The following is a 13,840-nucleotide window of genomic DNA, read 5'->3' on the forward strand; positions in this document are numbered from 1 at the left end:
AGAAAGCAGAGTTCCATGGAAGTCAAAAAATATAGTCCGCTCAATTCCTTAAAAAAGATAGCAGATAACCTCTGGATTGTAGATGGGGAAGAAGTACTGATGAATTTCAAACTCTTCAAAGTGCCTTTTTCAACTAGAATGACAGTTATCCGTCTGCAGAATGGTGGTCTTTGGGTGCATTCGCCGATTAAGCCTAGTGATAATTTACTTTTTGAAATCAAGCAATTAGGTGAGGTAAAACACCTTATTGCACCCAATGTCTTACATTATAGTTATATAAATGAGTGGCACGAACTATTTCCGGAAGCAGAAGTATGGCTAGCTAGTGGTGTTCAAAAGCGTGCCAGAAAATCGGGAATGAATTTATATTATGGTCATGAACTAGAGAAAGCCAATTGGAACGAGGAAATTTGTTTTACAACATTTGAGGGAAGTTTTTACGTGAAAGAGGTTGTTTTTTTCCATACTGAAAGTTCAACTCTAATTTTAACGGATCTTATTGAAAACATAGAAACAGAAAATTTATCGATTTTTGAAAAGCTACTGTTAAAAATAGGTGATAATCACTATCCAAATGGTAAAACACCAAGAGATTTAAGAATGACTTTTTTATTTGGTAAAAAACAAGCATTGAAGAGTTATCATAAAATAAAGAAATGGGAACCTAAGAATATTATTATTTCTCATGGACCGTGTATTATTGGTCAAGCAAAAGAGATGTTAAAGCAAGCGTTCTTCTGGCTAGAGGAATAGGGTTATGTGGTTAAGAAAACTTCTCGAAAGACAAATACGAATACTTCGACCTCTGTCTTTAAAAGTTTCATTCATTCGCCACACGCAAAATAACACCCCACAAGTCACAACTTGTGGGGCATTTTCTTTTATTAGTTTTTCTCTTACAAAATAAGGTCTGTTTTTTCAACTTTGTAAAGGGCAATTCCCATGATTATGGTCAATACAAGAAGAATTAAAACAGCAGGGGTCCAAGAGTTAAAGAGTTGTTGGCTTGAACCAAACAAGACTGGACCAAGGGCCGCAAAGATATATCCTCCGGTTTGGGCTAACCCAGATAGTTGGGCTGTTTTTCAGGGGAGCTGGCCTTCATTGAAAAGACTACCATCATGTAAGGGAATAGGACACTAGCAGAACTTCCGATTAAGAGGTTAAGGACTAGCCAATAAACAAAGCTGTTGGTATTAACCAAAAGCATGGCAACTCCGATGAGTCCTGCTAGGACGGTAGCCACTAGCATTACATGGCGATTACGATTAGAAAGTTTCGTGATTAGGCTAGGAACAATCATAGAGAAGGGAATGCTCGTCAGTGTGAAAACGGAAGCTAGAATTCCAGCATTGGCCTCGCCGACACCGGCTTGAGTGGCCATGGTTGGAAGCCAAGTGATAGTGGTATAGAAGAAGAGTGACTGTAATCCACCGAAAATCATGATGGCCCAGACCTTGCCACTCTTATACCAACTGCCTGAATTTTCGCTGGTAGAAGTTTCTTGTTCTAAGTAATGATTGTGATGGACATTAGGAAGCCAAACTACAAGAGCCAGGGCACAGACTGCTGTCAATACCCAGACTAAGCCTTGCCATGAGGTTGCCTTAGTGATTGGAACGGCAACTGATGAAGCTACGGCTGTGGATAATCCCATGGCTGTAATGTAGAGTGTGGTTAAGAATCCTAACTGATTTGGCTCGTTAGCCTGAATTAGGCTTGGGAGAAGGACGTTGATAAAGGCAATTCCAGCTCCGACTAACAGCGTTCCCACATAAAGGAGGGGAAGATTGAAGGTACGCAAAGCAGAACCAAGTGTCATCACAATTAAAACACCGAGGAAGAGTCTTTCTATACCAAAGCGTTTGGCCCAGCTAGCCGCAAAAGGTGAGAATATGGCAAAGGTCAAGAGAGGGAGACTTGTCAAGAGACCGAGAGAACTGACCTCAACGCCTAGACCAGAAGCAATGTCTGATAAGACCGTAGACAAGGTTGTGAACGGGGCCCGCAAAACGATCCCTAGAAGAAGGATCCCAGGGATTAGAAAATGTGAATGTTTCTGTTTCATAAAGCGTCTCCATGTTTAATAAGGGTATTTTAATTTTTAAGAATATGACACTAATGCGTCACTTCCATCTTACCATAAATGATGAGAGTAATGAAAGCGATTACGCTAGATTGTCGTAAAGAAAAAGAGAGAATCTTTAGTTATAAAATTTTATTCTACTGATTATCTAATAAAAGAGTAGGATTTTAAAAAGACCGAACATCTAGTCCAGCCTCTTTTCGATATTTCTTAAATTTCATACCCCATAAGGAGTCCGCCTTCTTCGGCATAAAAACTACAAAGTCCAGAAGTAGGAAGGACTTCGATGCTTGCTTGGGCAAATTTTTCACGAACCAATTCAGAGAATTGTTCGATAAATTTGTCATTGTTGCGGTGGGCAATTGTAATATGTCCACCTGTATAACCTGCCTTGATCAGTTCATGAAAGGCAGCTTTGATAGCTTTCTTTTGTCCACGAGCTTTTTGAAGCAACTCAAGGGTACCCGTCTTACTAGCTTCACCGACCATACGGATATTGAGGAGTCCAACAACGGTGCCAACCAGTTTACTTAGACGACCATTCTTCACCAAATTATCAACTTTGGCTAAAACAAAGAGCAACTTAGTTTTGGCTTGGTAAGCTGTGATGGCATCAAGGACTTGGTCGAACTCAAGGCCTTCAGCAACTATGTGATTGAGTTTACGAACGAGAAGGTCGACCTCGCCACCAGCTGATAGACTATCAATCACGTGAATCTTGGTATCAGGATGCTCTTCCAGATAAATTTTCTTAGCAATTTCAGCACTATTGTAGCTACCAGAAAGGGTTCCAGTGATTGTCACGACAACTATATTGTCCGCTCCTTCAAAGGACTTCATATAGTCATCAGGACTTGGACAAGCAGATTTGGAAGCAGTTGTAGTCGCATACATCTCCTCCATCATTTGATCAATATTGAGTTGGGCATCATCCCTGTAAATGGTTTCGCCCACTTGGATAGTCAAAGGAACACTGACAAACTCCGTATCTGGTGCCAGATTGTCTAAAGAACGGTAGTCACAGCCTGAATCCGCAATAATTTTCCATTTCATAGGTTACACCTCATATCTGCATAATGTACATTGACAAGTTATTTGTCTTCTTTTACAATTTTATCATGAAGTGCATTGCTATCAAAGCAGATCTCATCAGGTGTGACAGATAGAAAGTGAATGTTATGGCAGAAAGAAAAATCTCAGAGAAATCCTTGGAAAATCTGAAACGATTTAACCAAGAAAACAAGGCAATTACACGAGAATCCATCGAAATTTCTCTCCTGCAATTGATGGAGAAAAAAGACTTGAAAAAGATTACCATATCAGAACTGGTTGAGCGTGCAGGTGTATCCCGTGCTGCCTTTTACCGCAATTATGGGTCCAAGGAAGAGATTTTGAAGTCTATTTTTGAGTCTAGCATTGCAAAGATTACCAAGTCTTTGGACGGCTATAATCTCAAGACAGATCTTTACCAAGTCTGGGTTTATCTCCTTAAAGAAGTCAAAAAAGAAGCCAAAATCATCAGTCTTGCCATTGATTACAATTTTGAGCAGGTATTGACCAAGGCTGTTTATGATTTTTTGGAAAAACGAAATGGTAGCTCATCAAATGGTGCTGGTAGCTACCTTAATTCCTTCTGGAGCTCGGCTATTGTTTCAGTAATTTCCAAATGGGTCAAGGATGGCATGAAGACCCCAGCAGAAAAGATTGCTAAGCTCGGCCTTCCCCTTTTTCCACATAAGAAGAAGTAGTAATTGCTAAGAGATGGTTTCTAAGTAAACTGCACCTCCATAACTAGTTCAAATGAATAGATAGAACTGTGCACAGATGATACAGAGGACATGAAAGATGATCGAAGAACGAATTCTTGCTGCTAAGCAGTATGTTAAAACCTTATTTGCTGATCGAGCGGATGGCCATGATGTGGCGCATACCCTTCGCGTCTATACCAATGCTATGAGAATCGCACAAGCAGAAGGTCTATGTGATCTGGAGATAGTGGGCTTGTCAGCTCTTCTTCACGATGCTGATGATTATAAATTGTTTCAAACAGAGAATAATGCGAATGCTCGCATGTTTCTAGAAGAGATTGGTGCTTCTAAAATGCAAATCGACCAGATTTGTCGGGTTATCAATGCTGTTTCTTTCAGCAAAAATCGCGGTAAACATCCAGAATCGTTAGAAGGCAAGATTGTCCAGGATGCAGACCGCCTGGATGCGATAGGAGCTGTTGGAATTGCGCGAACTTTTTCCTATGGTGGCCACAAAGGGAGGTCCCTTACTGATACCGTCCAACATTTCCATGACAAGTTGCTCCTCTTAAAAGATGAAATGAACACGGAGACTGGCAAACAAATGGCAGAAAGTCGCCATCAATTTTTAATCACCTTTCTAAAAGAACTAGAGAAGGAATTGGACTGAGTGAAATATTGAAATTAACTTTTATAAAAGACTTATTTGAAAGGAAGATATGCTAAATCAACTAATAAAGAAACCTATTTTAAGTTGTTCAATTATATTTGTTATCTGCTCAGTAGCAAGGCTAATTGAATACTTCTATATTAGGACGGATGAAACCTTCTTATCTGAGAATTCTTCTGTGGCAGTTGTTAACATTTACTATAGTATTATGGATGTATAAAAAGAAAGCGACAAAGTTGTTCTAATCAGTGCTTATCTGAGATAGGCAATTCCCTTTTGGTCCGGTCCCTTTTAGCTTTCTTGTGGACTGAAAAAGTCACTTTGCTTTTCTAGGAAGTCTTTGGTAAGCTATTGCTATAGCAATAAAAAATTGGGGGATGTATGTTAGATAATTTGTTAAAAAAGAATCCGATCATGGGTGTCATTATTTATCCGTTAATCGGGTTAGGGGCTATTTGGCTTGGTCACTATTACTCACAGAGACTTTCACTATTGGAAAAAACGGGTGGTCAGCTCAAGATTAATACTTTTGTTTATGTTATTTATCAATTAGGCGGAACTAAACTTGTCATGGGTGCCTTTATTCTCTTTGCCCTTTTCTTTTTCTATTTGGGCTATACTTATCTTAAGAGGCTTGGCCATACTCAGAAATAGTGACTAAGTCTGTAACACTAACTGCAGCGACTTGCTTGCAGTTTTTTTCTTTTCCACCAAGTCAACATGAATTCCTAATTTATGCTAAAATGGAATTATTACGCTTCAAAAAGGAGATGAGATGAAAGCAGAAGAATGGTTAACCTATTTTATGAAAATTTATGGACGTCGCCCAAAGATGACAGAGGTTGACGAGGCGATACAAAATGGCAGTCTCTTGGGCAATCGAGCAGAAGTTGAAGCCTTGTTGCCAGCATCTAAAAAGGGCTTTTGGGAAAGCTTAAGTCAATTTGTGGTGACTCATAAGGTAGCAGCATCAGTCCTTGCAATTTCTTGTATGACGCTTCTAGGTGGTGGAGCCATCTTTGCCTGGCATTCTCACAACTCACAAACTCAAAAGACACCATCCCTCGCAGTAGCTTCATCTAACAGTCAGACGTCTTCTTCAGACAAATCTAAACAATCAAGTTCTAAGGCTTCTGAGTCATCTTCAAGCTCTAGTTCTCAAAGTAAGAGTTCCTCATCGGAGGCTAAAACACCAGCTATGGATGTGGAGGCTATTCGAAAGGGAGATTTTTCGAGCATCGAAGGAGATTGGGTTTCTGACAGTGGTCATGTTGTGACGATTACAAAGTCTGGCCTCACAAAGTCTGAGGAGACGGGAAGCACTGATGGTAAGACTGTGATTAAGGATTTCAACGGTCAACCTATGTTCTATTTTGCGGACAATGGTCCAGGTCACGGGGTTAGTCCCTTTGTTCCAGTGCCAGCTAACCAAGCAGCACCCTCTCCGGACAATTCTGTCCAAGATAGGGATCGTTTGGTTCAAATTCCAGAATTTTCAGGACCAGGAGTCGTTTACACGTCTTATTACAGAGTTGGGAGTAAGAGTCAAACCAGCCAAACCCAAACGACTGCTCTTTGGAATAGTGACAAGGCCGCCAAGCTTGCGAGTTACATGGTTGAGTTTGGTCATAAGATGAATCAAGAAAGTTATAAAAGACTAACCCCTAACGGAAGTGACGATTTCTATGGTGCCATGTCTTTTGCCAAAAATAACCGTATCACTGTAGGTGAAAAGGCCGAACAAAATGCCCCTATGACCAACCAACAAAAGGTAGACGTTGCTTTTTCAGACGATGGTACAGGAACAGCTGACTACCTCATCGTAGACAGTTACGGTTATTCAGGCTCAGCCATGATTCTCTACCATTTCACTATCCATAATGGGCAACCGGTGGTCCTAGTTTCTCTGCAAAATCAAGGTAATCCTGAAAACATGTATTACATGTATCCAACCAATAATAAGGACATCCAAGAAGCCTTCGCCAATATTGTGAATGGCAAGTAAAGGTTTGTCGGAAAGTCTTAAGCAAAAGTCTTTGTCTTCAGTCTAAAGTCTTGGCAACAAGGCTTTTTTCTTGTGGATAAGTATCTTGAGAAGGAGTAGTCCACAAAATCTGGTATAATGAAGCCAAGGAGGCGCCTATGAAACATCTAAAAAAACAGACGCTAATTCTTTTATCTATAGCTAGCCTATTCCTTGTCGGTTTAGCAGCTTTTGCACATCTCCACAAAAAGGAGGAAAAACCAAGTTACTCCAACCTTAATAGTAAGGCCAGTCTTAATGAGGTACGTTCCATTCTCTCGAAACATTTGGACAAGGGGAGTGTAGATAACTTTATCAATCTCGTTACTGATTACAATTACACCGTAGGTTCTGTAGGTCTTTCTGGGGATTTTGCACCATTTACCAAAACGGACTATGATGTGGAAAAAATCAGTAGCCTGTGGACAGCCAAGCATGGTGACTTTATCGGTACCAACTGCCGTATCAACACCTACACGCTACTGAAAGGCAAAATCAAGATTCCACAAGTCAAGAGTGATACTGAGCTCCTTTTCCAAGACAAGGACGCCATTGACAAGGGCAAGCTCTTTAATGCCAAGGACCAAGCAAACTTTGACATTCTTTTTTCAAGGGTCAAGACTGAAGCTACGCAAGATGTCAAGGTTCACGCCAAGCATATGGAGGATTATTACAAACAGTTCACCTTTGATGACAAGGCACGCATGCTGTCAGTTGTAGTCCACGATAATTTGGATGGAGATTCCCTTTTTGTCGGTCACGTCGGCGTCTTGGTGCCTACGACGGATGGGTACTTATTTGTTGAAAAGTTGACCTTTGAAGAGCCCTACCAAGCCATTAAATTTGCCAGCAAAAAAGATTGCTACAAGTATCTGACAACCAAGTACAAGGACTATACCGGACCAGGTTTAGCCAAACCCTTTATCATGGACAATGACAAATGGGTAGATATGGACTAGGTTAACATTACGCACCAAATTTGGTGCGTTTTTATGTTATAATAATATTAAAGTAAAGGAGGACATGATGATTGGAGAAAATATTAAAGCTGTACGAAAGTACAAACAGTTGACACAGCCTGAATTAGCTAACTTACTTGGTATTTCACGCAATAGTCTTAGTCGGTATGAAAATGGAACAAGTGCTATTTCAACAGAATTGTTGGACCGTATTTGTCAGACATTGAATGTTTCTTATGTTGATCTTGTAGGAGAAGAGAAGATGCTCACACCGGTTGAAGACTACCAGTTGACCACGAAGATTGAAGTGTTGAAAGAACGTGGAGCCGGTATTTTATCACAGCTTTATCGCTATCAAGATAATCAAGGAATTGCCTTTGATGATGAAACGAATCCATGGATTCTTATGAGTGACGATTTATCTGACTTGATTAATACTAAGATTTACTTAATTGAAAGTTTTGACGAAGTTGAACGTTATAGTGGTTATATGGACGGTATCGAACGTATGTTAAGGCTAGCGAGTCAACAGGTGGTGGCCTAATGACATTAGCCAACTACAGAGACGTAGACTTTCAAGGAGCTTTAAAAAGGACAATGCGTTCATTGACACGTGGAAAAACCAACTCGAAGCATCCAAAAGCCTTTTTGTTAGGTGGTCAAAGTGGTGCCGGAAAGACAACCATTCATCGTATTAAACAAAGAGAATTTAAAGGCAACATCATCATTATTGATGGAGACAGCTTTCGCTCTTTGCATCCTAACTATCTTGAATTGCAGGAAAAGTACGGCAAGGAAAGTGTTAACTACACGAAGACTTTTGCTGGAAAGTTAGTTGAAGCTTTGATAGAAGAACTGAGCAAATTGGGGTACCACCTTCTGATTGAGGGTACATTGAGAACTGTAGATATTCCTAAAAAAACAGCCCAATTGTTGAGTTCTAGGGGATACCAAGTAGCACTTGCCTTGATAGCAACAAAACCCGAACTCTCTTATCTTAGTACTAAGATTCGTTATGAAGAACTTTATGCTTTGGAACCAAGTCAAGCGAGAGCGACACCTAAGGCGTATCATGATGCGATTGTAGACCGTTTAGTGGAAAATCTTCAAGAGCTAGAAACTAGTAGTATTTTTGAATACATCCAGATTTACCAACGAGATAGAAGATGTATTTATAATTCCTTGGAGGATGAGGGAACAGCATCGTCAGTTCTTCGCGAAAAATTATTTGGTGAGTGGTCACCTATTGAGAAGTCTATGCTTATCCAGGAAAAAGAAAGACTGAAAGAACTCGTTGAAAAAAATTCTAAAAAATGAGTTAGCATTATTTATTTCCTACATCCTATTAACAACCTGAACTGCCAAGAAAAAGGAGAAGGTATCAAGATATGAATAGAAAACAAGCTTTGTCGTTTTATCTGGCGGGCACCCTTGGACAAATCTTATTAGTCAGTCTTCTTGTTTGGTTACTAAGAGCAGGAGAAGTTAGGGTTGATTATGGGACTCCAATTGGCCTCTTTACCCTGATGTTAGGTGGGGTGTCCTCAGCCATTTGGGGAGGCTATGTTAGCATCCGCTATCATCATTCTAGTTTTAAACAGCTTGTCAGAGATTTTTTTCAAGTCAAACAAGCTCCTCTTAACTATCTCTTAGTCCTCATTTTTATAGGATTGGATTTTTTACCATTGGTTTTGAGTGGGAAAATGATTATTCCAACTTGGTATCTCCCCATAATTTTATTTGTAAAAGCCCTCGTCTTTGGTGGTATCGAAGAAATCGGTTGGCGTTATTTTTTCCAGCCTACTTTGCAAGAAAAGTTGCCCTATCTAGTGTCTACGCTTTGTACATTTGTAGCCTGGTCACTGTGGCATTTGTTCTATTTTTACATTGACGGTTCTCTCGCAATGGTTAATTTGCTACCATTTTTGCTTGGCTTATTCAGCAATTGTTTCATCTTATCAGCCATTTATACAAAGACCAGAAGTCTTTGGCTGTGTGTGATGACACATGCGTTGATCAATGCTTTATCGCAACTGTCATCAGCTGAGAGCGTATGGCTATCCCTTGTGATTAAGGTGTTGATAATCCTTCTTGCCATGAGAATAGCTAGTAGCAGTATGGAGAAAGCTAAATCCTAAGCTGGTTTGGTATCAATCTTATCAGAGACTTATAAATCTTAAGAGTAGTTCAAGACTGCTCTTTTTTCTATGTAATACTAAAATGACCTTGCCCTTCTTTTTGAGACATGTTATACTAAAAATGTATTGTCGAAATTTTCTGACATTACAGGTGGAAAGGAGGTGCTAATGCCTTTTAAAATAACAAAACACCTTGTTTTTTCCCGTTACCTAAGCCTGCTCTGTTTGCTTCTGCTTTTGCTAGTAGCGTCAGTTTTTGTAGCAGTGTCTTTAGGAGCGGTCACTATAGATATAGGTGATACCTATGGTGTCATCCTCAGTAAATTGGGGCTTCCCATTGCCAGTCATAGCATAGCTAAGCCACTTGAAGCCATTGTTTGGAATATGCGAGTGCCGAGGGTTCTCCTAGGGTTAATAGTTGGTGCAGGCCTTTCCATGTCTGGGAGTGTCATGCAGTCAACCGTTAATAATCCTATTGCTGAGCCCTACATTTTAGGCATCTCGGCAGGAGCAACTTTTGGAGCAACCTTGGCCATCATTTTAGGCCTTAAAGCTGTGGTAGGCTTGGGTGCCTTTGTGGGTGCTATCTTAGCGACGGTTCTTGTCCTAATTATTGCCTCTATGCAGGGGAGAGTGACCACCTCTGGCCTGATTTTATCTGGAACGGTTGTTAATGCTCTCTTTATTGCCTTTGCCAATTTTATCATCTCTATTGGAGCGACAGCAGACAGTGTCATGACAATTAAGTTTTGGACCATGGGTTCATTGACAGGAACATCTTGGTCAGACTTGCTGCTCCCAGCGGTAGTGGTTGGTTTGGCCTTTCTCTTTTTCTCAACACAGTATCGTGTTTTTAATGCCATGATGATGGGAGATGAAGCAGCTTTGACTTTAGGGATTCCCCTTAAACTCTATTGGTATCTTTACATCGCCATCGTTGCGGTTATAACGGCCGTCTTGGTTGCTAGCTGTGGAATTATCGGCTTTGTCGGCTTGATTACCCCTCATATTGCTAGAAGTTTAGTCGGAACTAACTATCGTAAGCTTTTTCCAGTGGCAACTCTCCTAGGTTCCTTGTTTGTGGTTTGGGCAGATGTATTGGCTAGAATCCTCGTTAAAAATGCAGAGTTACCTATCGGTATCTTTACAGCCTTGGTTGGCGCACCTTTCTTTATTTATATTGTGACTAAAAATCGTAGGAAGGTGGTTTGACTTATGGATGTAAAGTGTAAGGATATTCATTATTCGATTGGAGAGAAAAAAATCCTAAATGGAGTCTCCCTAAAAGTCGAGGGCGGACAATTCCAGACCATACTAGGACCAAATGGGAGTGGGAAATCAACCTTGCTAAAAACCATTTATCGCCAGTTGAAACCAGATAGTGGTCAGATTTTACTGGATGGAAAAAGCCTAGATCAGGTAAGCCTAAAGGAAACTGCAAAAGAAATGGCCGTTGTGACACAGTTTAACACCCTTCAATTTGATTGCACGGTGGAAGAAATTGTCATGCTTGGCCGAACGCCCCACCTTTCCTTTCTACAAAAAGAATCGGAGCGGGACCACTTGCTCGTCCAGGATGCCCTAGACAAGGTTGGCATGTCTGAAAAGAAGGCACGCTATTATTCGTCTTTATCAGGTGGTGAAAAACAAAGAGTTATCCTAGCGCGTGCTTTGGCTCAGGAACCCAAACTCCTTTTATTGGATGAGCCTACCAACCATTTGGATATTAAGTATCAGTTGGAGATGTTGGCCTTGGTCAAGGAACTCGACATTAATGTTCTCGCAGTTCTCCACGATATTCAATTGGCCTGTCGTTTTTCAGATTATATTTACTTAATGAAAGGAGGTGAGATTGTTGCCCAAGGTGTCCCAAGGGATGCCGTAACCCCACAATCCTTGCAGGCGGTTTATGATGTTCAGAGTCGTATTACCTGGACGGATGACCAACAGGCAATGATTCAGTATTTATAAGCCTAGGAAAGGAAGGCCTTATGAACAAGAAAACTTTTGGTATCGCATTAATCGCTGCAGCAGTCCTCACATTGACAGCATGCAGTTCTACATATAAAAACAGCACATCATCGTCATCATCAGCAAAAGAAACGGTGAAAAAGACCAACTCAGAAACCCAGTATCCCTTGACCGTCAAGACTTATGACGATAAGGGAACAGAGTTAGATCAAGTCTTCAAAAAGGCACCAGAAAAGGTTATCACAAACAACCTTTCATCAACGGAAATCTTGATTGAGCTTGGTTTAAAAGACAAGATTGTCGGTATGCTTAACCCTGACAATGAAGTAACCGATAAATATAAGGAAGACATTGCCTCAATCCCACATATCGGTGATAAAAAGACCATCTCTCAAGAAGCCATCTTGGCTTACGGACCTGATGCCCTTATTGGTCGTAACATGATGTTCTCAGACAAATCAATGGGAACCATCAGCACGTGGAACAGCAACGACATTCCCGTCTATACGCAAAAAGCTTCTGTTTCAACAACCAAACAAGATTTGAATAATATTATCGAAGATGTTAAAAATATTGGTGACATTTTCAACGTTCAAGACAAGGCAGACAAGTATGCAGGACAACTCCAAAAGCGTATCGACGCCGTTAAAAAGAAAAACAAGTCTTCTGACAAAGACTTGAAAAAAGCTCTTATTATGTGTGCCTACAACGATGAGACCTTTGGAACTTACAAATCTGCCCTTCAAGAAAGTATGCTCAATCAGCTTGGTTATACCAATGTTGCGACAGGAACATCAGATTTGACTCTGGAAAATCTTGTGTCAATGGAACCAGAATTGATTATCTATGTAACCAGTGACCGTAATAAGGCTATGGACAAGGATGCTAAGGACAAGATGGAAAAGAACGCTGTTCTTGAAAATGTTCCAGCTGTTAAAAACAAGAAAATAATGACTATTTCTTATGATGAGCTTATGGATTACGGTCCATCTGTGATTGATTCTCTTGAGAAGGTTAATGACTTTGTTAATAAATAAAGACTTTGTCTGCCATGGCATTCGAGTGACGATTGCCCTTCCTGGGTCTTATGATGCTACTAAGACTTATCCAGCTGTTTTTCTGAACGATGGTCAACTGGATTATCTGGGAAAACTAGCGAATTCTGTTATCCTGATAGGCCTTGAGCCCAAGCATCGCTTGGATGATTTTACACCTTGGTATGCTCAGGCTTTGAGACCTGAAAGTCCTGATTTTGGTGGGAATCTAGCCAGCTATCATGACCATCTATTTGGCCATATTTTAAATAGCATCCAAGAGGAGTGTCGACTGGATGACAGTCGTATGGCTTACGGAGGCTACTCACTAGGTGGCTTGGCTGCTATCCACAGTCTTTATAGCAGTGATAAGATGCCTTTGATCTTCTCCATTTGTGGATCCTTCTGGTATCCAAATTTTGTAGATTACTGCAAAGCCCATCAGCTTCTTAATAAGACTTGCTCGGTCTATTTATGTAACGGTTTGACCGAGGGGACTAATCATAAGAATAGACTGGCCAAAGCTCCGAGTTATGCCAAAGAAGTGCATGAACTTATCAAAAAACAGTGCTTGTCTACTTATTCAGCATTTGACCCCTACGGTCATCATGACCATCTCCAAGAAAGATATGATGCTTTTTCAGACTGGTTGATTGAAGAGTGGAAACTCTGAAATGCTGCTATTGGTGATTGAGTAGGAAAGAGATAACTTCATTTTATGAGGTTATCTTTTTTTATAGCTCTAGTTTGAATAGTTGATTTTTGAGGAGACAGTGTATATTAATTTTGATTTAGTTTTTTATAACTTGTCCCATCAGTCCCAATCAGTTGTATATTCTCATGCATGGGTGTAAAATTTACTATATAAAGATAAAGAGGAGCAAGTTATGGAATTAAAAGATTTTACAGAACAAGAACAAAAGCAAATCGAGAAAGGCTTGAGTACAGCTGAGATTTCTGATAAGGAAGCGGCTAAGAAGTTGCTTGACTTGGTACCGCAAGAATGGATTAAACGTATTCCTTTCTTTGTCAGAGGGCATGCGACGACTAAGACAGTCGAGCGTGTAGCCAAGCAATATCCTGAACTTTATGCAGTGGCTAAGCGCCAAGGTGGCCTTCCTGAAAAAGAGAAAGAAGAGTTACGTAAGATTATGACAGACATCTTTGAAGAAAAGATGAACAAACACAAGATTAAATAAGATTTTTAAAGA

At 40.3% G+C, this 13,840-nt stretch carries 15 protein-coding genes and 1 pseudogene; 14 read left to right on the forward strand and 2 right to left on the reverse strand.

What is annotated here, in order from left to right; translation table 11 throughout:
• Window positions 1-15 precede the first annotated feature (15 nt).
• Entirely contained in the window at window positions 16-753 is a 738-nt protein-coding gene (locus HMPREF0848_RS01540) for a DUF4336 domain-containing protein (protein ID WP_008534172.1), read from the forward strand.
• 143 nt (window positions 754-896) lie between these two features.
• Here the strand turns inward: HMPREF0848_RS01540 and HMPREF0848_RS01545 are convergent.
• Both HMPREF0848_RS01545 and HMPREF0848_RS01550 read right to left on the reverse strand, forming a co-directional pair.
• A pseudogene (locus tag HMPREF0848_RS01545) lies at window positions 897-2,068 on the reverse strand (CynX/NimT family MFS transporter).
• A 228-nt stretch (window positions 2,069-2,296) separates the two neighbouring features.
• Window positions 2,297-3,139, reverse strand: coding sequence for a DegV family protein (locus HMPREF0848_RS01550; protein WP_008534174.1), 843 nt, complete (start codon window positions 3,137-3,139; stop codon window positions 2,297-2,299).
• Window positions 3,140-3,264: 125 nt separating this feature from the next.
• On the opposite strand from HMPREF0848_RS01550, the gene HMPREF0848_RS01555 reads away from it, so the two are divergent.
• From HMPREF0848_RS01555 to HMPREF0848_RS01615, 13 genes are all read left to right on the forward strand, one after another.
• Entirely contained in the window at window positions 3,265-3,834 is a 570-nt protein-coding gene (locus HMPREF0848_RS01555) for a TetR/AcrR family transcriptional regulator (protein WP_037608763.1), read from the forward strand.
• A gap of 97 nt (window positions 3,835-3,931) precedes the next feature.
• Complete coding sequence (locus tag HMPREF0848_RS01560; RefSeq protein WP_008534176.1) at window positions 3,932-4,504, forward strand: HD domain-containing protein; 573 nt, start codon at window positions 3,932-3,934, stop codon at window positions 4,502-4,504.
• Between the two features lie 381 nt (window positions 4,505-4,885).
• On the forward strand, window positions 4,886-5,158 hold the full coding sequence (locus tag HMPREF0848_RS01565; protein ID WP_008534177.1) for a hypothetical protein: 273 nt from the start codon (window positions 4,886-4,888) through the stop codon (window positions 5,156-5,158).
• A 121-nt stretch (window positions 5,159-5,279) separates the two neighbouring features.
• Window positions 5,280-6,509 (forward strand): DUF4767 domain-containing protein, encoded by a 1,230-nt coding sequence (locus tag HMPREF0848_RS01570; protein ID WP_037608765.1) that lies wholly within the window; start codon window positions 5,280-5,282, stop codon window positions 6,507-6,509.
• 137 nt (window positions 6,510-6,646) lie between these two features.
• Window positions 6,647-7,486, forward strand: a complete 840-nt coding sequence (locus HMPREF0848_RS01575; RefSeq protein WP_008534179.1) for a DUF4300 family protein — start codon at window positions 6,647-6,649, stop codon at window positions 7,484-7,486.
• Between the two features lie 67 nt (window positions 7,487-7,553).
• Entirely contained in the window at window positions 7,554-8,030 is a 477-nt protein-coding gene (pezA, locus tag HMPREF0848_RS01580; protein WP_021152102.1) for a type II toxin-antitoxin system antitoxin PezA, read from the forward strand.
• A complete protein-coding gene (locus HMPREF0848_RS01585; RefSeq protein ID WP_008534182.1) occupies window positions 8,030-8,803 on the forward strand; it encodes a zeta toxin family protein in 774 nt (257 codons plus the stop codon). Before pezA ends, HMPREF0848_RS01585 begins: the two co-directional genes overlap by 1 nt.
• A 71-nt stretch (window positions 8,804-8,874) precedes the next feature.
• The gene (locus tag HMPREF0848_RS01590; protein WP_008534184.1) at window positions 8,875-9,624 is read left to right on the forward strand and encodes a CPBP family intramembrane glutamic endopeptidase; all 750 of its coding nucleotides are present in this window, start codon (window positions 8,875-8,877) and stop codon (window positions 9,622-9,624) included.
• 168 nt (window positions 9,625-9,792) lie between these two features.
• Window positions 9,793-10,836 carry a FecCD family ABC transporter permease gene (locus tag HMPREF0848_RS01595; protein WP_037608767.1) on the forward strand — a complete coding sequence of 348 codons (1,044 nt, stop codon included), beginning with the start codon at window positions 9,793-9,795 and terminating at the stop codon, window positions 10,834-10,836.
• Between the two features lie 3 nt (window positions 10,837-10,839).
• Window positions 10,840-11,595 carry an ABC transporter ATP-binding protein gene (locus HMPREF0848_RS01600; RefSeq protein ID WP_008534188.1) on the forward strand — a complete coding sequence of 252 codons (756 nt, stop codon included), beginning with the start codon at window positions 10,840-10,842 and terminating at the stop codon, window positions 11,593-11,595.
• Between the two features lie 20 nt (window positions 11,596-11,615).
• Window positions 11,616-12,632, forward strand: coding sequence for an ABC transporter substrate-binding protein (locus HMPREF0848_RS01605; RefSeq protein WP_008534189.1), 1,017 nt, complete (start codon window positions 11,616-11,618; stop codon window positions 12,630-12,632).
• Window positions 12,613-13,302: an alpha/beta hydrolase-fold protein gene (locus HMPREF0848_RS01610; protein ID WP_037608769.1), complete on the forward strand. Its 690-nt coding sequence runs from the start codon at window positions 12,613-12,615 to the stop codon at window positions 13,300-13,302. The genes HMPREF0848_RS01605 and HMPREF0848_RS01610 overlap by 20 nt, the downstream gene beginning before the upstream one ends.
• Window positions 13,303-13,516: 214 nt before the next feature.
• A complete protein-coding gene (locus HMPREF0848_RS01615; RefSeq protein WP_008534192.1) occupies window positions 13,517-13,828 on the forward strand; it encodes a hypothetical protein in 312 nt (103 codons plus the stop codon).
• The last annotated feature ends 12 nt before the right edge of the window (window positions 13,829-13,840 follow it).

It is taken from the genome of Streptococcus sp. C150 (assembly GCF_000187445.1).
Lineage (GTDB): Bacteria > Bacillota > Bacilli > Lactobacillales > Streptococcaceae > Streptococcus > Streptococcus raffinosi.